Raw genomic sequence first — 25,713 nt, 5'->3', positions numbered from 1 at the left:
TCAGACTCCTGTGCCAAGTTGCCAGCCTTGCGGCGCCGGCTGCCAGGGGGCAGGGGGCGCTATCTGCGGTGGCTCGGCAAGATAGAGGGGAAATTGGGAGAGAATTGTCTGCAAGCGATGTGCCAGCTCTTGCCACTCCGTGGGCTGAAGTGGCCGGGCGGCTTGCCATGTCAGCCGCTGGCCGTTCAGCGTCAGGGTGAGCAGCAGTTTGTCATCATGGCGTAGTTGCCACTGTTGGCCATCTGGTAACAGCTGATAATCCGATTGTTGCAGCAACCGGGCGGTGAGCCGATCCAGCCCCAGCCCGTCCACCTGCTGCTGGCCACGGCGGCGGTAGTCGTCTGACTGTTGTTCCAGCCGTTGCAGAGCTTGCAGCAGCCGCTCAGGCTCGGCCAGCTCGCTCAGGGTCAGCCGCTCGGCCAGCTGAAAGCGGGCGATCACCTGGTCGTTGAACTGCTGGTTGTCGACGATGGGCACCGCCAGGGTCGGCAGGCCGAGACAGGCCCGCTCCCAGGTCATGCCGCCGGCGGCGCCGATGGCGAAGTCGTGCCGGCTCATCAGGTCGGCCATCTGGTCGCTCTGGCGCAGCAGCACCAGGTTGAGGCCGCTCAGTTCGGCCACTCTCTGCTCCAGCTCGGGCCAGAAGGGATTGGCGCCGCCCGCCACCAGGGTCCACTGGATGGTGCGGGCCCAGGGCAGCCGGGCTAGGCTGTTGAGGGTGATGAGGCAGGCGCCGGCCGGGTCGGCGCCGCCAAAGCAGACAAGGCCCCGTTGCCACTGACTGGTGTGTGGCCGCGCCAGCTGGCGATAGGCGGGGCGCAGCAGGGCATAGTCGGTGCCCAGCAGCAGCCGACAATCGGCGGGGGTGAGCGGCTGGTAATCGGCGGCGCGGCGCAAGGGGCCCTGATCCAGCAGCAGTTGGCAGTGGTGCGGTCGGTCGGCCAGATCATCGATCACCAGCACGCGGCCGCAGTGGGCGGCCAGCTGGGTTTCGAGCCGCCGGTCAATCCGGTAGTGGTCGACGATCAGCCAGTCGGGCTGCAGGCGGGGCAGGGCGCCGGCGTCATCGAGCGCGCTCAGGGGATGATGGTGATGGGGCCGCAGCAGCGCCAGCAGGTGCGCCGGTAGATCGTGGCAGAGGAAGTGGCACTCGGCCCCGGCGGCGTGCAGCCGATCGGCGATGGCCAGACAGCGCATCAGGTGGCCCAGACCAATATCGGCGCCGGCGTCGAGCCGGAAGGCAACTTTAAACGTCATCTTGGGCCAGCACTTGATAGAGCAGTTCGGCCAGGTGCCAATCTTCCGGCGTGTCGATGTCGACCACCCTATGCCGCGGCAATATGTGGCCGATCCCCTCTCCCCCCACCGGGCTGATCCCTCCCAGCCAGGCCGCGCGACTGCCCCAGTAGAACTGGCCGGCATCCTGATAGGCGGGCTCCAGATCCTGGGAGCGTTTCGCCATCTGCTCCGGCCAGAACGGCGTGACCCGGCCCTGTTCGTCCATGCGTACCGCCCGCTGGATCGGGAAGCCGAATTCGGCCACCGTATAGACGAAGGGAGCCTGGCTGGCGAGCAGGCGAGCGTGGGCGGCGCGCAGGTCGGCAGCCTGGATCAGCGGCACGGTGGCATAGATGCAGCAGTAGTGCTCTGTCTGGATGCCGAGCTGGTCGAGCCGCTGGATGGTGTCGATCACCACAGGGGTGGTGCCGGTATGGTCATCGGCCAGCGCAGCGCCCCGCAGGAAGGGCACGTCAGCCCCGAGGCGACGGGCCACCTCGGCGATCTCCGGGTCATCGGTGGAGACCACCACCCGACTGAAACAGCCCGAGTCTCTGGCCGCCTCAATGGCGTAGGCAATCATGGGCAAGCCGCAGAAGGGACGGATGTTCTTGCGGGGAATGCGCTTGCTGCCGCCCCGTGCCGGGATGATGGCGATGGCCATGATGCTCTCTCCCTGAGGAGCCCGACGTGGTCGCCGGGCCGGATAATTGATGACAACTCGTTGATTATTTTTGAGATTATACCGAGTTTTCATCTTATATTATTGAGCTTTGCTACGGAATTGCCCGGCGATGGTCGATAACATGGGCAAGTGATGGGACGTCATTGGTATTGAACATGAGTTATGGTGTCGAATTGCGCCCGCTCCAGCCCTGGGATCTGCCCACCCTGCGACGCTGGCGCAACCAGGACGAGGTGCGGTTGCAGATGGTGGAGCAGGCACTCATCTCCCCCCGCCAGCAACGGCAGTGGTTCGTCAGCAGCCTGGAACGGTCTGACCAGCAGCACTGGGTGCTCTGGTGCCGCGGCCTGCGGGCCGGCTACGTCAACCTGAAAGGGGAGGCGCGGCAATCGCTGCAGGGGCAGCCGGTGGCCGATGCCGGCCTCTATCTGGGCCGCTCCAGCGTGCGCCACCCCATGCTGGCCGTCGCCGCCGCCCTGTCACAGCTCGATCAGGGTTTCGATACCTTCGAGCTCGGCTGCATCCGCACCCTGGTGCGCATCGGCAACGACGCCGCCCTGCGCCTCAATGCACAGCTCGGCTATCGCCAACAGGGGCAACAGGGCGACTTCATCGCCCTCGAACTGCAGCCCGCCGATTATTATGCCGCCCGAGAACGGCTACGGAGATTTTTCAGATGACTACAGCGTTGGAACAGGTTTTTGCCGATGCCCTCGGCATCGATGTCGGCAGCGTCAGCGACCAGCTGGCCTACAACAGCATTCCCCAGTGGGACTCCGTCGCCCACATGGGCCTGATCGCCCAGCTGGAGGATTGCTACGGCGTGCTGCTTGATACCGATGACATCATCGACATGAGCTCGGTCGCCAAGGCGCGGGAGATCCTCGCCAAGTACGGGGTCGCCCTCTGATGCAGGGGCTGCTGCAAGGCAAGCGGGTGTTGATCACCGGTGCCGGGCGCGGTATCGGGCTCGCCATTGCCCGGCTGTTTGCCGCGCAGGGGGCCGAGCTGTGGCTGGCGGGACGTGACGAGGCGGCCATGAGCCGGCTGGCCAATGAGCTCGGCGCCGAGTTCGGCGTGCCTTGTCAGCCGCTCTGTGTCGACGTGGCACAGCCGCAGGCGGTCAAGCAGGCCTTTCAGCAGCTGTTTGCCCAGACGCGCCAGCTGGACGTACTGGTCAACAATGCCGGCATGCTGGAAGAGGGGCTGCTCGGCATGGTCAATCAGGCCCAGCTGGAGCAGACCTTCAGTCACAACACCTTCAGCGTGGTCTATTGCAGCCAGTATGCCGCCCGCCTGATGCAGCGCAGCGGTGGCGGCAGCATCATCAATTTGGCCTCCCTGATGGGGCGGGTGGGTGCCGCCGGCCTTTGCAGCTATGCCGGCAGCAAGGCGGCGGTGATCGGCATCACCCAGTCGCTGGCCAAGGAGCTGGCCGCCAGCCGGATCCGGGTCAATGCCATCGCCCCCGGCTTCATCGACACCGAGATGGCTCACGCCATCCCGGACGACAAGTTTGCCGAGCGACTCGCCAGCATCGCCATGGGGCGCATCGGCACGCCGGACGAAGTGGCCAAGGTCGCGCTGTTTCTCGCCTCCGACCTGGCAAGCTATGTGACCGGTCAGGTCATCGGCGTGGATGGAGGCATGACGGTCTGATGGATCACGCGCACGCACTGCTCGCCCACCTGCGGGAAGACAACCTGGCGCCGGCCTGGCGCGACCCGCAAGAGGGCTGGCTCTCCTACGGCGAGCTGGCACGGCGGGTGGCGCGGCTGGCGGCCAGCTATCCGGACGAGCTCAGCCTGGTCTATCTGCCCTTTTTCACCCGCACCGCCCACCTGCTGCACTACCTGGCCGCGCTCAAGCTGGGGCATGTCGTGATGCTGGCAGACCCCGCCCTCTCAGAGAGCCAGCACGATGCCAGCTGCCGGCAGTTTGGCGTGAGCTGGCGGGTCAATGACGCCGGCCAGCTGGAGCGGCTTGCCGCGACGACGCCTACCCTGCACCCGGAACTGTCAGTATTGCTGCCGACTTCGGGCAGCACCGGCAGCGCCAAGTGGGTGCGGCTGTCGGGGCGCAATCTGGCTGCCAACGCCACCTCCATCGCCGACTATCTGGCGCTGACGACGGCCGAGCGGGCCATCACCAGCCTGCCGCTGTACTACTCCTACGGCCTGTCGGTGCTCAACAGCCATCTGCTGGTGGGCGCCTCCCTGGTGCAGCACGAAGGGAGCGTGCTGGAGCGCGACTTCTGGCAGCAGGTCGATCTGCACGAGGTGAGCAGCTTTGCCGGGGTGCCCTTTACCTACCAGATGCTGGCCCGACTGCGCTTTGACTGGGCCCGCTACCCCTCGTTGCAGACCCTGACCCAGGCAGGTGGGCGTCTCGAACCCGCGCTGGCGCAGCAGTTTGCCGAGCAGGCCCTGCGGCTGGAGCGGCGCTTCTTCGTCATGTACGGCCAGACCGAGGCCACCGCCCGCATGGCCTGGCTGGCGGCGCCCGAGGTGGCCGCTCATCCGGATGCCATCGGTCGTGCCATTCCCGGCGGTCAGTTCGCTTTGCGCGCGCTGGAGGGGGGCAAGCTCGGGGAGGGGGAGCTGGTCTATCGCGGCGACAACGTCATGCTGGGCTACGCCGGCACGGCTGAGGATCTGGCGCTGGGTGCCCAGCTGCAGGAGCTGGCCACCGGCGACCTGGCCCGTTGCGACGAGGCGGGCCGCTACTACATCTGCGGCCGGCTCAGCCGTTTTCTCAAGCTGTTCGGCAAGCGGGTCAGCCTGGCGGAGGTCGAGAGCCAGCTCCATCGTTGGGGCTGGACGGGGGCCTGCGGCGGGCGTGACGACTGCCTGTTGGTGGCTGTCGAGCCCCGCGATGACTTGACGACCAACTGCTTGCAGCGCGAGCTGGCGCAGTGGCTGCAGTCCCCGCCGCGGGCGGTGCAGGTGGTGCAGGTGACACAACTGCCGCGCACCGCGAATCACAAGATTGACTATGCCGCCCTGGCCAGACTGGCGGGGGAGGCGTGATGGAGCAGTTGCTGAGCGCACCGGTCTTCGCGCTGCCCCAGGCCGCCAAACAGGCGCTGCTGCTGGCGCGGCTCAACGCGCTGACTGCGCACCATCAGGCGCACTGCACGGCCTATGACAATGTGCTGCAAGCCTTCGGCTGGACGGCCGCGGCGACCGACTACGATGCGCTGCCCTACCTGGCGGCCCGGCTGTTCAAACTAGCCCAGTGGCAGAGCGTGCCGCAGAGCGAGGTGTTCAAGGTGCTCACCTCGTCGGGCACCACGGGTTCACCATCACGGATCGTGCTGGACAGGGAGACCGCCGCCCTGCAGAGCAAGGTGCTGGTGAAGATCCTGCAGGAGTTTGTCGGCAAGCAGCGCCTGCCCATGCTGCTGGTGGAGCAACCCGCCCTCATCCAGAACCGCAGCGGCTTTTCGGCGCGCGGCGCGGGCGCGCTGGGGCTCTCTTTCCTCGGCCGTGATCATACCTATGCTCTCGACGAGCAGATGCGGCCCAACTGGCCGGTGATAGAGGCTTTTTGTGACAAATATGCCGGCCAGCCGGTGCTGCTGTTCGGCTTCACCTTCATGATCTGGCAATGCCTGCTGGAACCGCTGCGCGAGCGCGGCCTGCAACTGCCGCTGACGCAGGGTATTTTGTTTCACAGCGGCGGCTGGAAAAAGCTGCAGCACCTGGCGGTGGACAATCCCGCCTTCAAGGCCCGCTGCCGGGAACAGCTGGGGCTGGGCCGGGTACACAACTTCTACGGCATGGTGGAGCAGGTGGGCTCCATCTTCGTCGAGTGCGAGCAGGGTCACTTGCATGCTCCCGTGTTTGCCGATGTACAGGTGCGCGATCCGCTCAGCCATCAGCCGCTCGGGATTGGCAGCCCAGGCCTGCTGCAGGTGCTCTCCGCCATTCCCGGCAGCTATCCCGGCCACAGCCTGCTGAGTGAGGATCTCGGTGTGCTGCTGGGGGAGGATGACTGCCCTTGTGGCCGCCATGGCCGTTATTTTCACGTAGCGGGACGCCAGCACGGCGCCGAGGTGAGGGGATGCAGCGACACCTTTCAATGACCCCGTCCGGGGTGGCCACCGGGCTCTGGCAGGAGGGGCCGGCGGTCAGCTTCGTGGCGCCGGCTGCGGGCTGGCAAACCTTCTGCCCGCAGCCGCTGCCCTGCTTTGCCCCTGTCATCTGTGACTTCGTGGCGGCGCTGTCGACCCGCCTGCAACAGGAGGGTCGTCGTCACCCTGATCTGGCTGCGTTCGGTTTCTGGCTGCGGCCCCGTCAGCTGGCCAGAGAACAGCAGCGCTTGCAGGGGCGGGGGCCGCTGGGGGTCACCTTTCACCTGGTGCCCTCCAACGTGCCGACGGTGGCCTTCTACTCCTGGCTGGTGGCTCTGTTGATGGGTAACCCCTGCGTGGTGCGGCTTTCGTCACGCCGCGATCCGCAGCAGGAGGCCATGTTGACGATCCTCAACGAACTGTTCGACCTCGGTGAATGGCAAGAGATCGCCGCCCGTACCCGCTTCATTCGCTATGACCACGACGAGGGCATCACAACCTGGCTGTCGGCGCGCTGCCGGCTGCGCATCATCTGGGGCGGCGACGAGACCATTCGCCAGGTGCGGGCCATTCCCCTGGCACCAACGGCGCAGGAGGTGGTGTTTCCGGATCGCCGCTCGATGGCGGTGCTCGACAGTCGCTGGCTGGCCGGGCTGGATCCGCAGGAGTGGCAACTGACGCTGGCTGCCCTGCAGCAGGACTGCACCCGTTTCAACCAGCAGGCCTGCGCCTCGCCAACTACCCTCTGCTGGCTGGGCGAGCCCGACGAGGGGCTGCGCCGGCGCTTGCTGGAAGCCCTGTTTGCCCCCTTTGCTGCCGATCCCTCCCTGGCGATGGAGAGGCTCATCCACAGTCAACAAAATGCCGCCGAGCTGGGGGGAATGAAGGTGACCCGCTTGTCCGGCGTCACCTTATTGACTCCGGCGAGCGCGCTGCGGCTCGCACACGTCGGAGGAGGTACAGTTGCCGAATTTGTGGCCGATACCCTGAATGAGCTGCTGGTACAGCCCTGGGACATGCAGACCTGCGTCTGGGTCGGCGGTGACAGGGCCGAGGTCGAAGCGGCGCTGCCGACTGCTCCCACCTGCCGGATTGACCGGGTGGTGGCGCCGGGACAGGCGCTCGCGTTCGAATGGCACTGGGATGGCATCGACATGCTGCAACTGTGCAGTCGTGGCCTCAGCCGACGTGAATAATCGGGTGTGGCTCACATAAATCCAGCAGCTTCAATGGATTAGCTTGGTCAGGCATACCTCTTGCAGTAAAACCTGACAGAGAGGGAGAAGGGTTGACAGGGACCGTGCGGTAGCCTTGCCCATTTTCTTCCATCCGCTTCTTTTCTATTCATTTTCCCTTGGATTTCCCTATGAAAGTCAGCGTATTGGTGCCCGTCTACAATCTGGCGCGCTTCATCGAACCCTGCCTGCTCAGCCTGCTCGAGCAGCAGACGGATTTCGAGTTCGAGGTGATAGCTATTGATGACGGCTCGAGTGATGACTCCTGGTCCATCATGCAACGGCTAGCACGGCAGTGGCCGGCCCTGCGGGCCCTGCAAAACGAACAGAACATGGGGCTGGCCAGAACCCAGAAGCGGCTGCTTGGTGAAGCAAAAGGGGCCTACCTTGCCTATGTGGATGGCGACGATCTGGCCTTGCCGGGCAAGCTGCAGCGTCAGGTCGACTATCTGGACGCACACCCCGGCTGCACGCTTTGCTATCACGAGGCGGAGATGTTTGATGATGAGACCGATGCGCGCATCAAGCTCTTCACCCGCGATTACTACAATGCTCGTTACCTCGAACCTGTGATGACGCGGGAGGCGCTGATCCGCTTCGGGGTCTTCGTCAATGCCAGCTCCATCATGTTCCGCCGCTATGACGGCATGGCTGATGCCATCGATGAAGGGTGCAAGATCATTCTCGATTATCCCTGGCACATCCTGAATCTCTCCCTCAATCCGGGCACCCTGGATTTCGTCCCCGAGCTGTTGGGGCGTTATCGCTTCCATACCCAGAGCTTCGGCGGGCAGACCCGCAAGTCGGCAGAACGCCGTGAGCAGTCGCTGCGCGACCTGCTGCGCGCCTGTGACAATGCGGCTGCGTTTGGCGTGGACCCGGTGATCATTGCCCAGGGGCGTGCCCATCACTACTACTCTGCCGCGCTCTATTTTTTGCGGCAGGATGATGTCGCCCGCTTCACGCAGCTCATCGAGCAGTCGGTGGTAGAGGTTGCGGAGTTGGCGTCAGGCTGGTTCTTCGACGAGCGCCATCAACTGGCGTGGGCGCAGCGGGCCCATCCCGTCCGGGTCATGCAACAACTGTTTGGAGAAGCGGCGTGAGTTATCAGGCAATCGTCATTGGCGCCGGGCTCTCCGGTGCCGTCATGGCTGAACGAATGGCCAGCCAGCTTGGCTGGAAGGTACTGGTGCTGGAACAGCGCGACCATATCGGGGGCAACTGCTTCGACGAGTATGACGAGCATGGCGTGCTGATCCATCGCTATGGGCCGCACCTCTTCCATACCGACAGCAAGGAGGTGTGGGATTACCTGTCTCAGTTTACCGAGTGGTTGCCTTACGAGCATCGCGTGCTGTCACGCATCGATGGGCAACTGGTGCCTATCCCGTTCAACCTGACCAGCATCGAGCGCTGTTTCCCCGCCGACAAGGCCAGCGCCATGACTGAGGCCCTGCGTACCCGGTTCGGGGATGGCGCCAGAGTACCGATCCTCGAACTGCGCAAGGAGCAGTCTCCCCTGCTGGGCGAACTGGCGGATTTCATCTATCAGAAGGCGTTCGTCAACTACACCAGCAAACAGTGGGGAGTACCGCCCGAGCAGATCTCCCCCGAGGTGACGGCGCGGGTACCCGTGGTGGTCAGTCGGGATGATCGCTACTTCACCGACCCCTGGCAGGCGGTGCCGGCCGCAGGCTATACCGCCATGTTTGAGCGCATGCTTGCGCATCCGCTGATTGACGTGAGGCTGTCGACCCCCATGGCAGAGCACGTCAGGCTGGATTGGCAGCAGAAGCGGGTGCTGCTGGATGGCGAGCCGTTTGACGGCCCCTTGGTCTATACCGGGATGCTGGATCATCTGTTGCCGGCAGAGGGGAATTACCTGCCATACCGTTCACTGCGTTTTGAGCATCGCCATCTGGCGCAGGAACAATTTCAACCGGTCACTACCGTCAATTATCCGAATGAAGAAGCCTTCACGCGGATCACCGAGTTCAAGCATTTCAGCGGGCAGGTACATCCCGGTACCAGCATTGTTTACGAATATCCCTGTGACTATCAGCCGGAACAGGGGCTCGAGCCTTACTACCCGCTATTTACCGACGCGGCCAAACAGCATTATCAAGCGTGTCGTGATGAGTTGACCGGGTTCCCGCAGCTGATTGCCTTGGGGCGCCTTGCCGAGTATCGCTATTTTGATATGGATGATGCGGCTATGAATGCACTGTATTGTTACGAAAAAATATGTCTACGTTTGGAGATATGCCGGTGACAACAGAGTCTGAGCTTTTGAGAGAGCTCGAAGTATGTTTGAAGCATCCAGGGCTTGCTATTATATCATGTGATGTCTTTGATACTCTTATTTTCAGGGCTGCAGGGACTCCCGAACAATTCTGGCTATCTCTTGCAAGACAAGCTCATCAACAAGGACTATGGCCTGATGATGATCTTTGGACGTTTGTTGCTCTTCGCAAAGCGGCCGAAGAGAGAGCAAGAGAAGTTAGTATGAAACGCTATCATCATCAAGAGGTGATGCTGGCAGATATTTATGCTTGCTGGCCTAGTGCTGCATCAGATAAATTGCTCGCGTTAGAAAATGACCTTGAATATAAAAATTGGCGTTTGAATCGCTCTCTAATTGCATTGTTACTGCAGTACGTGGACACCGATAGAGAGCTTATTCTTGTATCTGATATGTATTTGCAGTCGGAATTAATTCTACGGTTCTTTCATGAAAATGAACCTGGATTATCTATCTCGACCATTTATGTTTCTGGTGAACGTGGCTTAAGTAAACGTAGAGGAGATATTTTTCCTTATATCATGAACCATCTGTCAGTCCCTGCAGATTCCATATTGCACATTGGTGATGACAAGATTGCAGATGAGCAGATGGCTATTGCTGCTGGGGTACGGTATTTTCATTCCTCATTAGGTGACGACTATGTTTCTCAAATTAGATATGAGCAACGATTATGTTCATTGCAGATCCATGAGTTAGAGTATCTCAGAAAGCTATGGATATGGAATACTAAGGATAATTCGCTATTTTCACGCCTGGGTGGATTAATCTATGGACCGGTATTATTTTCATTCGCGAGATGGGTTGTTATACGCTGTCAGCAACTAGGCGTTCAAAAAATATTCTGTTTGCTCCGTGAAGGTGAGATAATTTCCAATTTAATTAAATTAGTACCCGGTCACAACTTGGTTGTCAAAACGCTAGCTGTTTCACGACGTTCTAGTTTTTTACCATCACAGAATAAATGGTCGCCAGAGATACTTCACACATTAGCTCAACGCCGTGGATATACTCTTGGTGAACTATTTGAAGACGTTGGGTTAGATGCTCCTAAAAAGTGGCTTACAATAATGAGCCAAACTCTAGCAGAATTGATTGAATTACCGCTATGGTCTGATATTTATTCTTGGATCATATGTAAGCAGATAGATATCGAGAATCATCTTCAACAACAGCGCGTATGGTTACAGGCCTATCTTGAACAACAAGGTGTCGATAACTCATCCGAAACTGCAATTCTAGATTGGGGGTGTGGTGGCAGCTTGCTATTCAACTTATGTAATGTAGCTACGCTTGATCATGTAAATTATTTCATGTTTTATAGCAACAGGCGAGCATTGAAGTTTTCATTGTCTCAGCATCTAAATGTGTTTCAGCCTGGTTCGTCTTCACCATGGTCAGATGTAATAGCGAATTCACCTGAGTTGTCTGAAATTTTGCTGAATGGGTTATTATCATCAACGCGTTCTTATAAATTTAAAAATGAAAAAATATTGCCGGTTGCAGTGAAAAAACCAGTATTTAAGGTCGGTCTGAGGAGAGATTTTGAGCGTTTCCATGATGCTGTGTTATTATTCTCTCATTTAGCTAAAAATAATAACTGGTTATCAAATGGTATAAATGTTTTAGAACGTAAATATTTATTTGGGATACTTTATCGGTTAGTGCAGTACCCGACTTGGTTGGAGGCGACTATGCTGAAGTCCTTGCCTGTCCCTCTGAGTGGTGGCCAATGCGCGTTCCTAATCGATGATGCACACGTGAGTGGCTTGTTAAGTATCACCAATAGTGGTGTTAGAGCGTTTGACATTGGGTGTGAAGGGGTATTTCCTCTTGTACGTAAGTGCTGGTGGTATCCTGGTGTGGTAGCACTTGCATTTCCTGGACAGCTTCAGAGTATTGGTGAAATGATGTCTAGTCAGGATGATGAGAAGGTTGGTCCTTATCTATTGCAACAGTTGCAGCAACACGGCATTAAAGAAACAGCACTTTATGGGGCCGGTGAGTTAGGGTCTTCGGTGTATAAATTGTTGGTTAACCATGGTATCAGAATCAACTGTGTAATTGATAGAAGGGCTATAACAACGAATTTCAAACTTGCTGGTCATGATGTAATAACACTGGAAAAAGCAAAGTTACAAAATATAAAGTGCTTTGTGGTTGCATCACGAGCATATGCATACGAAATCGTGTCTTATATAAAAAGTGAATACACTGCCAGTGAAGATTTTCGTGTATTTTCATATTTATCTATAAGGATTTAACAACAGTATTAAAAGCTCTGATCGTAAATTTTAGTTGGTATGTGAGGTCCCATGGCGTTTACGTTACAAACATATTTATCTCCTTTACCAGCCATTGTTTCGAAAAACTACCATGATCAAGTTGAACCGTTTCAATGGCAGAATAAGAAAGTCATTTTCGCTCCACATTGTGAATTGGTTTTTAATCTTGTATATAGAGGCTTTTTTATTGGCTTTGAAGTATTGGGGGCTTTAGATAAAAGCGGCGCAAAACATGGTAAGTTTGGTAATGGATTACAAGTTTTTAGCTACGATGAATTGGAAGATATAAAACCTGATTTAGTTATAGTGGCAAATACTAAATATCATCGTGAAATTACTCTAGAACTTACGTCTGCTCCACATGATTTCTTGGTAATAGACCTTTGTTCTGGATATTCTCATCGGGTATTTAGAAAAGAGTTATCAAAAGAGTTAGACTGTCTAAACATTGCCAAACTACGCCCTGGTTGTATTAACGTTCCTGATTATATCAATCCAGTTGTTAATATGAAATTGGAAGTGATCGTTGAGACGGGGTGGGGGTTAGGTGATAGGATATGTGCTCTGAGTGCTGCTAGAGAGTTTGCAAGAAGGAATCCAAATCTCACTGTCTACTATAATTCATTATCAAGTATCGTTCGCGCATACAATGATCATCTTATTCATCTAGGTTCGGGTGCTTACCCATTACCAGAAAATTATGCTATTTTTCATCGAGAGAAAGAGTCATCACCAGCTGGAAATTATCTTGGTTCATATTACCTTGGTTTAGGTATGGACTTTGATGAGCTACCAAAAATAGACTTGCCGGACATGCCACTATTACCGGGGCTGGTTTCAGGGAAATATATTGCTTTACAGCCTACTGCAAATTGGGCACAACCAAATCTTACTCCTGCTCAACTTCGAAATATTATTCAGCATTGTCCACTTCCTGTAGTGCTCACAGGTTCATATATACCCGTAAATGCCAGAGCTAATATAAGTGATGAGGTTGAAATAGGTTGTAAAGATAAAAATAATCATCTAGGTGCCGATTCATCCTATCTTGGTGATGAGATCACAATGTTGAGTATCATTCGCCATGCAGCATTAGTTCTCACCCCTCGTTCAGCTAGTGCTCATATAGCTGCAGGCTATGGTATCAAGAGCGTGGTATGGGTGCCTTCCGATGGAGAGAACTGGCATCTTGATTATCCTGAGTGGGAGCATGTTCGTGTATCAGCTGGACAGCCTGATGTCGTCATGAGGATCATTGATGGTGTTAAATCTCTTCTCCCTACCGAGTCTATAATTACTTAATTGTAAGGCGGAATAATATGGGCTCATATTTAATAATCCTTAATTGTTCATATAATAAACCTCATGTTATCGATCAGCTTTTATCGACTTGGCCTCGCGAATGGGATTACTGGATAACGCCGACAGGATTAGAAAGTTACATATCCGATTTTCTTTATCATGAGTTTAATACTAGGTGCCAGGTATGTAGCATTGATAATCTGAGTAGGGATTTATTAATAGCAGCCGAGAGTTATGATTTCATAATTGTATGTTCAGATGATGGAGCTATTGTCTTGCCACAAGACAGTGAGTTGGAAGCCTTAAGTAATATGCCAAATACTATAGGGATTTTCCATCCAGGATCGATACGCTATGATAAAAGGAAGTTATATTCAATAGATGACTATGATACGCCAGATAATTATCTGGCGAGTGCAATTATTCCAGGACGATTTGCCCATTTTTATATTGAATCTATTGTTGAATCAAATAATAGATGGCTGGCTCATTTGGTTGCCTTACAGGCGATTGAAGGTAGTATGAAAATTTATGTGATGCGACAGCCAAAAAGTGTATTTCCTAACCCTTGGCAAATCTCTGGTATACATGTTTCAAAGAATCGAATTCTAGTCGCTTATCTGTTTGAAAAGTTTGAGCAGATGCTTTCTAAAATGATAAGTAGCCCGCAACCACTATTGAACATGATAAATAGTTATAAAATAAGTGGTAACTTATCTCTGGAGCAAAAAGACGAAATCGATAGCTACTTATCGATAATGACAGCTATGATTTTAAATATGGGGAATTTCTCACAAGTTATTCCTGCCCCTATAATACGTGACTTGAGAGGAAAGAATGTTGTCATCTTTAAAGTTGAATGTATTGGTGATGTCATCACTACTACACCTTTTTTTGAGTCCGTGCTAAGTAGCGGTGCGAGGAATGTGTTTCTTGTTACAACTGAGGCAATGAGGTCTATCTTTGAGCATGACGATCGCTATTCTGGCATCGTCTATTTACCAACTGAGCACAAGCGTTCTCGTTTCAATCATGAACATGGCCATGTCTTAGCTGAAGACCTAGACAGAATAAAAAACAATTTGCCTAACTGTGATATAGCATTATTCCCAAGATATTGTATTGATACTAACGTATCACGCTTTCTTGCGGTATTACTTAATATACCTGTCCGCATAGGATTTCAAAGTGAACCATTTTGTCACAGATACAATCTGTTATATGACCAAATGTTGACAGATTGTCTTTCTCCTCCTTTTGAGGTGCATGAGACGGCAAGAATGCTTTGGTTTATCGAGCAGCTAGGATTAGAAAGCAAAAAATTTAGTTGCCTAAAACTTCCTTTTGTTAAACAGAACGCCTCAAGAGAGCAGCGATTTGTAATTGGCTTAGGGGCAGCCTCACCAGATCGACGTTGGCCAAAAGAGTCCTATTCTAAACTTATAAATAAGCTCAGCCATTACTATCCGACCTATGAGTTCCTTTTGCTTGGGGGTAAGGATGTTGTTGATGATGCTATCTATGTTGAGGAAACAACAAACTCTATTAATCTAGTCGGTAGCTTGTCTTTATTTGAGTCTGCAAAAATAATCTCTGAGTCAGAGTTATATATTGGTAATGACAGTGGTCTTATGCATATTTCTGCTGCAGCGAAAACTCCTGTGGTAGAAATATCAAAGCACCCTATAGGCGGTTATATCTGGCATGCTAACTCTCCTAAACGCTTTGGCCCATGGGGTGTACCATTCATCAGCATTCAACCTGAATATGGTTTAGATGGTTGCTCTGATTGTTGCCAAGCAAGTGATGTACATTGTATCAGCCTAATAAATGTTGACTCTGTTATACGGAAAGTATTGACTTTTTTTGAATATCTTAGGAGTAATAACCAATGAATATGGATAATACCTTCCTTCCAGGTGGAGAGCCATCCAAGACACATGCTGAGCGTCTTAAAATGGGTTTTTATAAAAAATACTTATCTGGACGGCATATTCTTGATATTGGAGGGGGGAGAGGGCCTGCAGTGGTTCCCAATGCGACTATTATCGACATTGGTTTTCCGGGTTATGATGGCCTAACATTACCTTTTCCTACATCTAGCCAAGATGCCGTGCATTCCAGTCATTGCCTTGAGCATGTTGATGATCCGGTATTGGCGTTAAAGGAGTGGTTTCGGGTGGTTAAGATAGGGGGTTATCTGATAATCACTGTTCCTCATCAATTTCTTTATGAAAGGAAAATGACATTACCTTCACGCTGGAACCGCGAACATCTACGGTTTTATACATCGGCAAAGTTGATAGCTGATATTGAGAGCGCATTAGATATAAATACGTATAGAATCCGTAGTTTACAAGAGAATGATACTGGATTTGATTACTCTATATCTAATGCAGAGCATGCTAAAGGATGCTATGAGATTGAAATTGTAATAGAAAAGTTAGCCAATGAACCTCTACTTTCAATTGGGTTTCCAGATCTTATTGCTCAGTTGCGTCATAATGACAATGGCTCGGTAGCAATATGTGGGGCTGGAGAAGTAGGAGTGGAGGTTATAAATAGTCTTAAGAGTGCAGATATAAAATTCGACTATGTTACAGATAAAAATATAACTTCTATATATGTTGACAAATATATTGATGTAGTATCTATTGATGTCGCAGTGGACAATGGTTGTAATGTTTTTATTATTGCTTCATACGTATACAAGGATGAAATAGAGTCAGAGATTCGTAGTAAGTTTAATAACGAAGTCAGTGATTTGCGAATTTATACTGTTTAAATATTTTATCTAGATAGTACTTTTATAAGACGACTAAAATGAAACCAAAGGTTACTATTGGCGTACCTGTTTATAATGGTGAAAAGATCATTAGACAGTGTCTCAATGCAATGCTTGAACAAACATTCACTGATTTTGAACTTATCATATCAGATAATGCATCAAATGATAAGACTGAGCAAATCTGTCGAGAGTATGAGTCTCACGATAAGCGAGTAACATATATTAGACATCAAGAAAATATGGGGACTGCATTCAACTTTAAATTTCTGATGGAGAAATCTATCGGAGAATATTTTATGTGGGCCGCTGTTGATGATATACGATCGCCTGATTTTTTAGCTATTCACGTCAATTTTTTAGATAATAATCCTTCATATGTCTCCTCTACATCCCCTACAATTTTTGATGGGAAGAAAGTACCTGATGAAATGATGGGGGATTGGATGCTTGATCAAGATAGAGTTGCATTGCGAATGTTGAAGTTTTTTTCATGTTGGCATGCTAACTCCCATTTCTATGGACTTCATAGAAGATCCAGTGTTATCAAATGGCCAGAAATATATCAGCAGGGTTTCCATGGTGATGATTGGACGCTGGTTATGCATCTTGCCTCATTAGGGAAATTAAATCGTTCAAATCAAGGTTGGGTAAAATTTGGTCCATTTGGAATAAGTGCTAAACGAAATCTTTTTGCTTTTTATAGAAAAAATTGGCTAGATTATTTCATCCCATTTCATAAGACATCTCGTAAAGCAATAAATATTGTCAATGATGCAGGGGTTATAGAATGGATCAATTTATTGTATAAACTGATAAAGTTTAATATTAAAGGTTTCAAAGCACAGCTAAATCATGACAAATGGGACAAACGTCTAGCACAAATTATTGAAGTTATAAGGTTGGATGATAAAGATATACAGCCTAAATTTGTCATCTGTGGGGCTGGTGATATAGGTTGTCGCCTTTATAATTGCATGAGTGACCATGGTATAACCGCATCATTATTTACAGATAAGGCTCTGTCTGGTCAAGAATTGGTCTTTGATGGCGTTTCAGTTCCTGTTGTTCGGGTCAGCGATGCAATAGAGCTGGGATTTACATGCTTCATTATTGCCTCTAAAGAGTTTTCTACTGATATTACACATGAGGTGAGTAGCGAAGCTGAGTTGAGGAAATTACAAGTGACTATTATACAGCTATATAGCTAGAATGGAGGATGGATGAAAGTAGTTATTCTTGCTGGAGGCTTGGGTACTAGGATTAGTGAGGAGTCTCATCTTCGTCCAAAACCAATGATAGAAATTGGTGGCAAGCCAATTCTATGGCATATAATGAAAATATATTCACATTATGGCGTAAATGATTTTATTATTTGCCTAGGGTACAAAGGGTATGTAATAAAAGAATACTTTGCAAATTATTTCTTGCATATGTCTGATGTGACATTTGACATGCTTAATAATAGAATGGAAGTTCATCATAATCATGTAGAGCCATGGCGTGTAACATTAGTAGATACTGGGGAGAATACTCTAACTGGAGGGCGGCTACAGCGTGTAGAAGAATATTTAAGGGGAGAGTCAGAGTTTTGTTTTACTTACGGTGATGGCCTCAGTAACCTTAATATTAAGGAGCTAATAGACTTCCATAAATCTCATGGGAAAATTGCTACCGTTACTGCTGTCTCTCCTCCAGGGCGTTATGGTGCATTGACTCGCGATGGGGAGGTTGTTACAGGCTTTTCTGAAAAACCAAGAGGAGATGGTGGTCTGATCAATGGTGGTTTTTTCGTACTTTCACCAGCAGTATTCAAGTTGTTGAATGGTGACCAGTGTAGCTGGGAAGGTGACCCTTTAATAGAATTAGCTAATATTAAGGAGTTGGTTTCTTTTGAACACCATGGTTTCTGGCAACCAATGGATACTCTACGAGAAAAAAATCAATTGGAAGAATTGTGGATGAGTAATCAAGCTCCATGGAAAGTTTGGTAATGGATAAAATGCATGATTCTTATTTTTGGAAAGGTAAAAGAGTCCTTGTTACAGGGCATACTGGGTTTAAAGGTAGTTGGTTAACTTTATGGCTGCATAATTTAGGGGCCTCTGTCATGGGGGTGGGTTTAGCGCCATTGACCTCTCCTAATCTATTTGAAGCTGCAAATATATCAGAGCTATGTGAACATCACATTTGCAATATAAATGATAAATATAGCCTAGCATCTTTGGTTCGTTTATTTCAGCCCGATATTATATTTCATCTGGCTGCTCAGGCATTAGTTCGTGAGAGCTATCGTAACCCGGTAAATACTTTCGAAACAAATATCATGGGAACTGTACACTTGCTTGAAGCCGTTCGTGGAGTTAGCTCAGTCAAGAGTATGGTAATGGTGACAACAGATAAAGTATATTCAAATGCATCATCAATATGGCCTTGTCGTGAGACTGATACTCTAGGAGGTCATGATCCATATAGCGCTAGTAAAGCTGCCTGTGAGCTCGTCATAAATAGTTATAGAGATGCATTCTTGGCAGAACAAGGAATCGTTTTGGCATCTGCTCGTGCTGGCAATGTTATAGGCGGGGGGGATTGGTCAGCGGACCGCTTAATTCCCGATGCTATACGTGCTTGGCAAGGGGGTGGGAATCTGTTGATAAGAAACCCGGAGGCTATTCGACCATGGCAACATGTTTTGGAGCCGATATCGGCATACTTGACTTTAGCAAAGCATCTTTATGAATCCTCAGCTTTTTCGGGGGCGTATAATTTTGGCCCACATAGCCATGAACTCGCGAGTGTTAAGGATGTTATTATGGAGGCAAGAAATGTATTCGGAAAAGGTGAGGTAACTTGGTGTGGAAGCAGTGACGAGCCTTATGAGGCAGAATATTTGGCATTGGAAACAACCAAGGCCAATATTAGGTTAGGCGTCATACCACGCTGGTCATTATTAGATGCTATCAAGCAAACAATGACATGGTATAAAGATTGGTATCATGGTTATGAAGCTAGAGAGTTATGTCAACAGCAAATTGATTTATTTGAAAAGGGTGGAAGATGAGCTCGTTCACTACTTTGGCGCAACCTCTCCCTGGAGTTTTACTGTTACAAAGAAATGTGTTTCTTGATCACCGCGGTGAATTTAGTAGGCTGTTCTGTGAAAATGACATGTCCGCTTTAGGGTGGGACTCTTCTGCCATACAAATGAATATGACGAGAACTTTACTGAAGGGAACGTTGCGAGGGATGCATTTTCAACATTCACCATATGCAGAAAAAAAATTAGTCACTTGTATCCGTGGTCGGGTATGGGATGTGGTTATAGATATTCGGGCTAATTCTCCCACTTTTTTATGTTATCACGTTGAAGAGTTGTCATCTGATACGCATCATTCACTACTAATTCCAGAGGGATTTGCTCATGGATTCCAGACTCTATGTGATGATGTTGAGATGATATACTGCCATTCTACAGAATATCGTGCTGAAGCTGAGGGTGGGTTGAATCCATTTGACCCAGAGCTTGACATCAAGTGGCCATTAGCTGCTTCTGAAATATCAGAAAGAGATCGTATCCGTCCTCTATTAGATATTTCTTTCCAAGGAATCATAGTGCCATGAAATGCCGACATTGTAATAAACAATTGAAAAATTTTCCCTTTCTAGATTTGGGTTTTACACCTCCATCTAATGCGTATTTAAAAACCCATGATCTAAATGCTCCAGAAATAACATACCCTCTTCGCTTGCATGTATGTGATGAGTGTTGGCTGGTTCAAACAGAAGACTTCACTGATGCTAAGTCATTATTCAAAGCCGACTATGCGTATTTCTCTAGTACATCAGTTAGTTGGCTAGAACATGCTGCTAGATATTGCAAAAAAATGATATCTGAGCAAAGTTTGGATTCTAAAAGTCTAGTGGTTGAAATAGCCGCTAATGATGGTTATTTATTAAAAAATTTTGTGGCAGCAGATATACCTTGTTTTGGTATTGAGCCAACGGACTGTACAGCCGATGCTGCAGAAAAAATAGGTATTCCGATAATTAGACACTTCTTTGGTTCGGAACTGGCTCGTCATCTGGTTGCAGAGAATAAAAGTGCAGATCTATTAATCGGAAATAATGTGCTAGCACATGTCCCCGATATAAATGATTTTTGTCTTGGTATGAAAATTTTGCTTAGGCGGGATGGGGTTATCACTCTAGAGTTTCCTCATGTGTTGGAGTTATTAAATAAAATACAATTTGATACTATTTATCATGAGCATTTCTCTTATCTTTCATTACAAGTAGTTAAGAGAATACTCGACTCTGTAGGTTTGAGAGTTTTTAATGTTGAGAGATTGCCTACACATGGAGGTAGCTTGCGTATATATGCGGGTCATGCCGAGGAGTCTCGCTGTATTAGTTCTGAGGTTGGTAAGGTTCTAGCTGAAGAAGAGCATTTTGGTTTACAGAGTAAAGATATTTATGCTGATTTTCAGGAGAAAGTGAATAATATTAAGAATGAGCTACTTGGATTTTTATTATTACAGAAACATGCAGGTAAAACTGTGGCTGCATATGGTGCAGCAGCTAAAGGTAATACCCTTTTGAATTATGCTGGTATTAGAAAGGATTTATTACCTTGTGTATATGATGCAGCAAAGTCAAAGCAGGGATTATTTTTACCTGGTAGTCATATTCCAATTTTTCATCCTGAGGATTTATGTTTGTCGATCCCTGATTATGTACTGATATTACCATGGAATATCTCAGATGAAATAATCAATCAATTAGATTATCTCCGAGAGTTCAACACAAAATTCATCACAGCAATCCCCTCTCTGAGAATATTATAATGTGATTATAATTAGATTATTTATTTTTTGTGAAGTAAGTTCGAAAATAATTTCGTCTTTATAATTTGGGTTTGCGATCACCAAGATGTCTTCTTCTCTAACAGTATGAAAAAATTCATCCTTTGATTTGATGGGAACGTGTGAGCCAGGTAGATACTTCCCCCATTTTTTGGGATTAATGTCTATGGCGAATCCAATGTTATCTATTATCTTTGAACGGTCAAGGCAGTGTACGAGGAACATACAACCCTTGGTGGACGCACCCCAGATATATATTTTATTACTCTCTATTATCTTCTTCTCTATGTGGAGTATTTTTTCTGAGAGCATGTGAAATGTTTTATAAAAGTCTATATCAATCCATTGATTACTGAGATATTGCTCTTGGTAAGTATTGGAAAGTAATTGAAGGTCGGCTATTAAAAACTGATATTGATTGTTAAAGCACAATCCTGAATTATGTATTTGGTGATCGAAGAGATATGCTAAAGAATATGGTGTGAAATAATTCACATGCTCATAAGTTATATCATAGAATGCTTGGTTTTCTATAATCCAGCTATAATTAGGCACTTCTATGTATATTTTAACATGTCCGAAGACATGTTGCATAAGAACCAAAAAGGCGTGTGGATTTTGAATATGCTCTAGAACATGGCGTAGAATAACGAAGTCAGCATCTATTTTATCGTTAAATGATAGATATCTTTTTTCAATAAGAGGATTATCACCATCATAGGTTGCATCATAGCCAATTACTGAGAATGAGCTATCAGATTCCATTAGTTCAACAAAGTCCCCTTTGCCACATCCAACCTCTACAACTAAACCTCCTTTGGGGATGTATTTCTTAATAATCCCAAACATCCCTTTCATATGAGCATTGAATATATCTGAATGGGCTTGACTGTTCTGATAATTATTGTCATATGTAGCTTTTTTTGGATCAAAGGCATAATTTTCAATAAAGTCTAGTTCCGGATTAAATCTAAGATGTATCTCTCCATGTAAAGCTTCATCACTTTTTGACATAAGTGGACTATTTGGTAACGCAGGAACAAAAATACTCTTTGACATATAATTATTTTCCTCTGAAGTAATATCCTAAGTAATCCCTTTTTAAGGAGGAGAATTTTATTTCATTACCTGAAGATCTAACGAGACTATTATCAGGAACTATTCTGTTGTGTATTACAGTCCCAGCAGATATTACACAGTTAGAACCAATAATAGTCTTGCCTGTAATAACGCAGTTTGGATAGATTATCACATTATCTCCTATTTTTGGACTGTCATTTCCAACTCTGCCAATTGTTGTATTTTGAAAGAAAATGAGATTATTTCCATACTCTGCATTGCCTATTACACAGCCTAATCCATGGGCAATTATAAATATTGGTGGCATATTGTTTTTGTAAAATAGATCAATTGAATTTAATGACCTATTAAGGAGAAAAAGCCTATCACATAGTTCTATACTCCCATTCGTCAAGTATATAGTGTTTGCTATGATATAAAGAAAAGTACTATATTCCATAGAATGGTATGTGTAGAATATGTTTTCATCATATGGCATGGCGACTTTCTTTATTTCCTTCATTCTCCTAAGTGCTAATGGCAAGCTATTTTTGATTGCTAGTTTATCTTCATTTATTGATGTGCTTGGATAAAGAAAACTTAACTGTTGGATCATGTATTCAGAAAGATCATCTAATATTTTATCTGTGGTTTCCCTAATGTCGAACTTCATTCTTTGGTACCCCAGAAAGCCATTGGCTCATAACTTCTATATGGGAAGTGGCCTAACGATATAGAAATGTTGGACTCTTTTTCTAATATTCTTTTTTCTACGAGTCTTCTTATTGAAATCGGCTGGCCACTACAGATGTTAAATATTCCATTTTGATCGGAACTGAATATCTCTATAATCTGCATGATTGCTACATCAACTGGTAGGTAATCTCTTAGCTGTTCTCCTCCGCTCATATAAAATATAGGATCGTTTCTCTCAATTGCTGCATCTAGTTGAGTAATTATAGAGTTATTATTCTGTCCATGACCATATATATAAAAGAGTCGAGTCCATTGTAGAGTGAATGGGTGTTCCAGTTTTAAATTTTCTAGGAATAGTCTTAGGCAGTCTTTTGCTAATCCATATGGAGTGACTGGGGCAGTCTTGGTCGAACTTGATAACTGCCCATGTTGCATGCCATATTCATAGCATGTTCCTGTTATAAGGACATTTTTAACACCCAATGATATGCATCTTTTAATGAAATTGTAGCTTTTAGGAAGATCCTCTTCAAAATGAGAAAGCGACATATAGTTTGATAATCCTTGCCAAGCAAGGTGAATAAGGCTTGAGCCTTCCTCTGGAGTGAAATTGAAATCATCCTCATGATAGTCCATTGAAACAAATTGTACTTTTTCGAACCAATCGAATTGATGCCCTTTTTTAACGTTTCGGGAGATTGCTACTACACTATATCCCTGTTCTATTAGAGAGGGTATTAGATGCTGCCCTATAAATCCTGTCGCACCGGTAACTATAACTTGCTTTGATTTCATTATCGGCTCCTTAAAGTTACTACAATGAAATAATGATTTTGAGAGAGCTATTTATAGGGTGAATTTTATCTAGAGATGAGGCAGCAGCAGAGGTTAATATCTATTTATATTTTTTACATATTATCTAGCTTACAAATTCAATGTTACTAATTGAGTTTATGATTATCGATGGTTCAACATCTGGGTAGATCGGTAACGATATACTCTGAGCAGAAAAAATACTTGCTATTTTCTGCATACATTCAGCCTGATGATGATAAGGCTGGTTGTAGATAGGTACGTAATGCAAGTTTACACCAAGCCCACATGATCTCAGTAATTCAAACCAAGTCTTACGGTTTTCCGTCTGGACTTTGATAACAAACAGGTGCCAAGCTGAGAGTCGATTATTACGGTCTGATAAAACTTCCAAGCCAAGGCGTGGTAATTCAGCCTGATAACGCGCAGCAATTTTCCGTCGTTTAACCAAGAATTCCTCGAGTCGAGCCATCTGACTCAACCCTAATGCAGCCTGGATGTCGGTCATCCGGTAGTTGAAACCGAGCATTTGCTGCTCGTAGTACCAGGGGCCGTCCGGTTCGTTGATGAAGTCGGCCGGATCCCGGGTGATGCCGTGGCTGCGCAACATGCTCATGGTTTTGGCGAGCGCAGGGTCATTGGTCATCGTCATGCCGCCTTCGCCGGTGGTGATGATCTTCACCGGATGGAAGCTAAAGACGGTGATGTCACTGTAGCGGCAGTTGCCGGTGGGTTCACCCTGATAGCGGGCGCCGAGAGCGTGACAGGCATCCTCGATGATCCGAAAGCCGTACTCTTGTCCCAGACGATGGATCTCCTGCATGTCGCAGGGCAGGCCTGCGAAGTGTACCGGGATGACCACCTTGGGCAGACATCCTTGCGCCTTGGCGGCTACCAGCTTGCGCTCCAGCTCCATGGCGCACATGTTGCCGGTATCGGGCTCGATGTCGACGAAGTCGACCTGTGCTCCGCAATAGAGTGCGCAGTTGGCCGAGGCGACAAAGCTGATGGGGGAGGTCCAGACCCAGTCACCCGGGCCGACACCCAGTGCCAGACAGGCGATATGCAGGGCGGCTGTACCTGAGTTGACCGCCACCCCGAAGCGGGCACCACAGTAATCCGCCACTGCCTGCTCGAAGCGGGGTACCACTGGCCCCTGGGTCAGAAAATCGGACCTCAATACTTCGACCACGGCTTCGATATCCGCTTCGCTGATCGACTGTCTGCCGTACGGGATCATTCCATTACCACCTTGCTGTTCAATGCTTTCAGCTGTTCAACCGTCAGGAAATCCTCGTTGTCACGGGAGTTGTACTCGAATCCCTGGGTCACCATAGTTCCCTTTTCACCTGAGGCGGTGACAGAAAAGTCATTGTTGCGATTGTTGAAATTGATGGTCGGTCCGATGATGAAGAAGTCGTCGAACTCGAAGGTGTGGTAGGAGTCGTCACACGGGCACATCACTTCATGCAGTTTTTCACCCGGCCGGATGCCGATGATCTCCTGGTCCAGCTGAGGGGCCATGGCGGTAGCCAGGTCGGTGATCCGCACCGAGGGCAGCTTGGGCACGAAAATCTCACCCCCCTTCATGCGCGGGAAGTTGTTCATCACGAAGTCCACCCCCTGCTGCAGGGTGATCCAGAAACGAGTCATCTCGGTGTGAGTGATGGGCAGGGTGGTGGCGCCCTGATCGATCCGTTTCTGGAAGAAGGGCACCACAGAACCGCGCGATCCCACCACGTTGCCGTAGCGCACCACCGCAAAACGGGTTGGATCCTGACCGGCGATGTTGTTGGCGGCGACGAACAGCTTGTCGGAGGCCAGCTTGGTGGCGCCGTACAGGTTGATGGGGTTGGCGGCCTTGTCGGTGGAGAGGGCGATCACCTTCTTGACCTGATTGAGCAGGGCGGCCTGGATGACGTTCTCGGCCCCGTGGATGTTGGTCTTGATGCACTCCATGGGGTTGTATTCGGCGGCCGGTACCTGTTTGAGCGCCGCCGCATGCACCACATAGTCAACCCCGCGCATTGCCATGGTGAGCCGGTTGGCGTCCCGCACGTCGCCGATGAAATAGCGCATGCAGGGGGCGTTGAAGACCTGCTGCATCTCGAACTGTTTCAGCTCGTCGCGGGAGTAGATGATCAGCCGTTTCGGCTTGTAGCGTTCCAGCACTGTCTTGACCAGCATCTTGCCAAACGAGCCAGTGCCGCCGGTAATCAATAGGGTTTTATTGTCGAACATGACGGATTCTCGCTAGTGATGCCAAGTGACAAGCAATTTATGTGCCTTGGGCCAGTTTAGCCGAAAAGGGTCGGAAGCGGTCTTGTATGATGCCA

24 protein-coding genes are annotated in these 25,713 nt (G+C 49.1%); 17 read left to right on the top strand and 7 right to left on the bottom strand.

Annotation, left to right across the window (positions count from 1 at the left end):
- Window positions 1-1,257, bottom strand: coding sequence for a UDP-2,4-diacetamido-2,4,6-trideoxy-beta-L-altropyranose hydrolase (pseG, locus tag ACB032_RS16140; protein ID WP_371138313.1), 1,257 nt, complete (start codon window positions 1,255-1,257; stop codon window positions 1-3).
- On the bottom strand, window positions 1,247-1,942 hold the full coding sequence (gene pseF, locus ACB032_RS16135) for a pseudaminic acid cytidylyltransferase (RefSeq protein WP_371138312.1): 696 nt from the start codon (window positions 1,940-1,942) through the stop codon (window positions 1,247-1,249). Before pseF ends, pseG begins: the two co-directional genes overlap by 11 nt.
- A gap of 164 nt (window positions 1,943-2,106) precedes the next feature.
- On the opposite strand from pseF, the gene ACB032_RS16130 reads away from it, so the two are divergent.
- The 17 genes from ACB032_RS16130 to ACB032_RS16050 all read left to right on the top strand — a co-directional run bounded on the left by ACB032_RS16130 (window position 2,107) and on the right by ACB032_RS16050 (window position 20,791).
- Entirely contained in the window at window positions 2,107-2,643 is a 537-nt protein-coding gene (locus ACB032_RS16130; RefSeq protein WP_323963901.1) for a GNAT family protein, read from the top strand.
- Complete coding sequence (locus ACB032_RS16125) at window positions 2,640-2,873, top strand: acyl carrier protein (protein ID WP_005306726.1); 234 nt, start codon at window positions 2,640-2,642, stop codon at window positions 2,871-2,873. Before ACB032_RS16130 ends, ACB032_RS16125 begins: the two co-directional genes overlap by 4 nt.
- On the top strand, window positions 2,873-3,622 hold the full coding sequence (locus tag ACB032_RS16120) for an SDR family NAD(P)-dependent oxidoreductase (RefSeq protein WP_323963903.1): 750 nt from the start codon (window positions 2,873-2,875) through the stop codon (window positions 3,620-3,622). Before ACB032_RS16125 ends, ACB032_RS16120 begins: the two co-directional genes overlap by 1 nt.
- Window positions 3,622-4,992, top strand: coding sequence for an AMP-binding protein (locus tag ACB032_RS16115; protein ID WP_371138311.1), 1,371 nt, complete (start codon window positions 3,622-3,624; stop codon window positions 4,990-4,992). Before ACB032_RS16120 ends, ACB032_RS16115 begins: the two co-directional genes overlap by 1 nt.
- Entirely contained in the window at window positions 4,992-6,050 is a 1,059-nt protein-coding gene (locus ACB032_RS16110; protein WP_077096305.1) for an acyl-protein synthetase, read from the top strand. Before ACB032_RS16115 ends, ACB032_RS16110 begins: the two co-directional genes overlap by 1 nt.
- Window positions 6,047-7,234 carry an acyl-CoA reductase gene (locus tag ACB032_RS16105; RefSeq protein WP_371138340.1) on the top strand — a complete coding sequence of 396 codons (1,188 nt, stop codon included), beginning with the start codon at window positions 6,047-6,049 and terminating at the stop codon, window positions 7,232-7,234. The genes ACB032_RS16110 and ACB032_RS16105 overlap by 4 nt, the downstream gene beginning before the upstream one ends.
- 158 nt (window positions 7,235-7,392) lie before the next feature.
- Complete coding sequence (locus tag ACB032_RS16100) at window positions 7,393-8,376, top strand: glycosyltransferase family A protein (RefSeq protein ID WP_323963906.1); 984 nt, start codon at window positions 7,393-7,395, stop codon at window positions 8,374-8,376.
- Complete coding sequence (gene glf, locus ACB032_RS16095) at window positions 8,373-9,545, top strand: UDP-galactopyranose mutase (RefSeq protein WP_324012847.1); 1,173 nt, start codon at window positions 8,373-8,375, stop codon at window positions 9,543-9,545. The genes ACB032_RS16100 and glf overlap by 4 nt, the downstream gene beginning before the upstream one ends.
- Window positions 9,518-11,839, top strand: a complete 2,322-nt coding sequence (locus tag ACB032_RS16090) for a hypothetical protein (protein ID WP_371138310.1) — start codon at window positions 9,518-9,520, stop codon at window positions 11,837-11,839. The genes glf and ACB032_RS16090 overlap by 28 nt, the downstream gene beginning before the upstream one ends.
- Window positions 11,840-11,890: 51 nt before the next feature.
- Window positions 11,891-13,162 (top strand): hypothetical protein, encoded by a 1,272-nt coding sequence (locus tag ACB032_RS16085; protein WP_371138309.1) that lies wholly within the window; start codon window positions 11,891-11,893, stop codon window positions 13,160-13,162.
- A 275-nt stretch (window positions 13,163-13,437) separates the two neighbouring features.
- Complete coding sequence (locus tag ACB032_RS16080) at window positions 13,438-15,057, top strand: glycosyltransferase family 9 protein (protein WP_371138308.1); 1,620 nt, start codon at window positions 13,438-13,440, stop codon at window positions 15,055-15,057.
- Window positions 15,054-15,947, top strand: coding sequence for a methyltransferase domain-containing protein (locus ACB032_RS16075; protein WP_371138307.1), 894 nt, complete (start codon window positions 15,054-15,056; stop codon window positions 15,945-15,947). Before ACB032_RS16080 ends, ACB032_RS16075 begins: the two co-directional genes overlap by 4 nt.
- Window positions 15,948-15,985: 38 nt before the next feature.
- Complete coding sequence (locus ACB032_RS16070; RefSeq protein WP_080602716.1) at window positions 15,986-17,158, top strand: glycosyltransferase family A protein; 1,173 nt, start codon at window positions 15,986-15,988, stop codon at window positions 17,156-17,158.
- Between the two features lie 12 nt (window positions 17,159-17,170).
- On the top strand, window positions 17,171-17,941 hold the full coding sequence (rfbF, locus tag ACB032_RS16065) for a glucose-1-phosphate cytidylyltransferase (protein ID WP_371138306.1): 771 nt from the start codon (window positions 17,171-17,173) through the stop codon (window positions 17,939-17,941).
- Window positions 17,926-19,008 (top strand): CDP-glucose 4,6-dehydratase, encoded by a 1,083-nt coding sequence (rfbG, locus tag ACB032_RS16060; protein WP_371138305.1) that lies wholly within the window; start codon window positions 17,926-17,928, stop codon window positions 19,006-19,008. The genes rfbF and rfbG overlap by 16 nt, the downstream gene beginning before the upstream one ends.
- Window positions 19,005-19,568, top strand: coding sequence for a dTDP-4-dehydrorhamnose 3,5-epimerase family protein (locus ACB032_RS16055; RefSeq protein WP_168968212.1), 564 nt, complete (start codon window positions 19,005-19,007; stop codon window positions 19,566-19,568). The genes rfbG and ACB032_RS16055 overlap by 4 nt, the downstream gene beginning before the upstream one ends.
- Window positions 19,565-20,791 (top strand): class I SAM-dependent methyltransferase, encoded by a 1,227-nt coding sequence (locus ACB032_RS16050; protein WP_371138304.1) that lies wholly within the window; start codon window positions 19,565-19,567, stop codon window positions 20,789-20,791. Before ACB032_RS16055 ends, ACB032_RS16050 begins: the two co-directional genes overlap by 4 nt.
- On the opposite strand, the gene ACB032_RS16045 is transcribed toward ACB032_RS16050, so the two are convergent.
- The 5 genes from ACB032_RS16045 to pseB all read right to left on the bottom strand — a co-directional run bounded on the left by ACB032_RS16045 (window position 20,786) and on the right by pseB (window position 25,618).
- On the bottom strand, window positions 20,786-21,868 hold the full coding sequence (locus ACB032_RS16045; protein ID WP_371138303.1) for a class I SAM-dependent methyltransferase: 1,083 nt from the start codon (window positions 21,866-21,868) through the stop codon (window positions 20,786-20,788). The two genes, ACB032_RS16050 and ACB032_RS16045, sit on opposite strands and share 6 nt — an antisense overlap.
- A gap of 4 nt (window positions 21,869-21,872) precedes the next feature.
- On the bottom strand, window positions 21,873-22,541 hold the full coding sequence (locus ACB032_RS16040) for a hypothetical protein (protein ID WP_371138302.1): 669 nt from the start codon (window positions 22,539-22,541) through the stop codon (window positions 21,873-21,875).
- Window positions 22,538-23,359, bottom strand: coding sequence for an NAD-dependent epimerase/dehydratase family protein (locus ACB032_RS16035; RefSeq protein WP_371138301.1), 822 nt, complete (start codon window positions 23,357-23,359; stop codon window positions 22,538-22,540). The genes ACB032_RS16040 and ACB032_RS16035 overlap by 4 nt, the downstream gene beginning before the upstream one ends.
- A 124-nt stretch (window positions 23,360-23,483) precedes the next feature.
- Window positions 23,484-24,617, bottom strand: coding sequence for a UDP-4-amino-4,6-dideoxy-N-acetyl-beta-L-altrosamine transaminase (gene pseC / locus ACB032_RS16030; RefSeq protein ID WP_371138300.1), 1,134 nt, complete (start codon window positions 24,615-24,617; stop codon window positions 23,484-23,486).
- Window positions 24,614-25,618 (bottom strand): UDP-N-acetylglucosamine 4,6-dehydratase (inverting), encoded by a 1,005-nt coding sequence (pseB, locus tag ACB032_RS16025; protein ID WP_371138299.1) that lies wholly within the window; start codon window positions 25,616-25,618, stop codon window positions 24,614-24,616. The genes pseC and pseB overlap by 4 nt, the downstream gene beginning before the upstream one ends.
- Between the last annotated feature and the right edge of the window lie 95 nt (window positions 25,619-25,713).

The sequence above is a fragment of the Aeromonas sp. S5(2024) genome (assembly GCF_041403025.1).
In the GTDB taxonomy this organism is placed as follows: domain Bacteria; phylum Pseudomonadota; class Gammaproteobacteria; order Enterobacterales; family Aeromonadaceae; genus Aeromonas; species Aeromonas hydrophila.
The sequence above is the reverse complement of the archived record's forward strand: the minus strand, read 5'-3'. Positions and strand labels throughout refer to the sequence as shown.

Excerpts from the sequence above, each read along its gene's own strand:
- pseG (WP_371138313.1), bottom strand. The coding sequence starts at position 1,257 with ATGACGTTTAAAGTTGCCTTCCGGCTCGACGCCGGCGCCGATATTGGT.
- pseF (WP_371138312.1), bottom strand. The coding sequence starts at position 1,942 with ATGGCCATCGCCATCATCCCGGCACGGGGCGGCAGCAAGCGCATTCCC.
- ACB032_RS16125 (WP_005306726.1), top strand. The coding sequence starts at position 2,640 with ATGACTACAGCGTTGGAACAGGTTTTTGCCGATGCCCTCGGCATCGAT.
- ACB032_RS16120 (WP_323963903.1), top strand. The coding sequence starts at position 2,873 with ATGCAGGGGCTGCTGCAAGGCAAGCGGGTGTTGATCACCGGTGCCGGG.
- ACB032_RS16115 (WP_371138311.1), top strand. The coding sequence starts at position 3,622 with ATGGATCACGCGCACGCACTGCTCGCCCACCTGCGGGAAGACAACCTG.
- ACB032_RS16110 (WP_077096305.1), top strand. The coding sequence starts at position 4,992 with ATGGAGCAGTTGCTGAGCGCACCGGTCTTCGCGCTGCCCCAGGCCGCC.
- ACB032_RS16105 (WP_371138340.1), top strand. The coding sequence starts at position 6,047 with ATGACCCCGTCCGGGGTGGCCACCGGGCTCTGGCAGGAGGGGCCGGCG.
- ACB032_RS16090 (WP_371138310.1), top strand. The coding sequence starts at position 9,518 with ATGTCTACGTTTGGAGATATGCCGGTGACAACAGAGTCTGAGCTTTTG.
- ACB032_RS16085 (WP_371138309.1), top strand. The coding sequence starts at position 11,891 with ATGGCGTTTACGTTACAAACATATTTATCTCCTTTACCAGCCATTGTT.
- ACB032_RS16075 (WP_371138307.1), top strand. The coding sequence starts at position 15,054 with ATGAATATGGATAATACCTTCCTTCCAGGTGGAGAGCCATCCAAGACA.
- ACB032_RS16070 (WP_080602716.1), top strand. The coding sequence starts at position 15,986 with ATGAAACCAAAGGTTACTATTGGCGTACCTGTTTATAATGGTGAAAAG.
- rfbF (WP_371138306.1), top strand. The coding sequence starts at position 17,171 with ATGAAAGTAGTTATTCTTGCTGGAGGCTTGGGTACTAGGATTAGTGAG.
- rfbG (WP_371138305.1), top strand. The coding sequence starts at position 17,926 with ATGGAAAGTTTGGTAATGGATAAAATGCATGATTCTTATTTTTGGAAA.
- ACB032_RS16055 (WP_168968212.1), top strand. The coding sequence starts at position 19,005 with ATGAGCTCGTTCACTACTTTGGCGCAACCTCTCCCTGGAGTTTTACTG.
- ACB032_RS16050 (WP_371138304.1), top strand. The coding sequence starts at position 19,565 with ATGAAATGCCGACATTGTAATAAACAATTGAAAAATTTTCCCTTTCTA.
- ACB032_RS16045 (WP_371138303.1), bottom strand. The coding sequence starts at position 21,868 with ATGTCAAAGAGTATTTTTGTTCCTGCGTTACCAAATAGTCCACTTATG.
- ACB032_RS16040 (WP_371138302.1), bottom strand. The coding sequence starts at position 22,541 with ATGAAGTTCGACATTAGGGAAACCACAGATAAAATATTAGATGATCTT.
- ACB032_RS16035 (WP_371138301.1), bottom strand. The coding sequence starts at position 23,359 with ATGAAATCAAAGCAAGTTATAGTTACCGGTGCGACAGGATTTATAGGG.
- pseC (WP_371138300.1), bottom strand. The coding sequence starts at position 24,617 with ATGATCCCGTACGGCAGACAGTCGATCAGCGAAGCGGATATCGAAGCC.
- pseB (WP_371138299.1), bottom strand. The coding sequence starts at position 25,618 with ATGTTCGACAATAAAACCCTATTGATTACCGGCGGCACTGGCTCGTTT.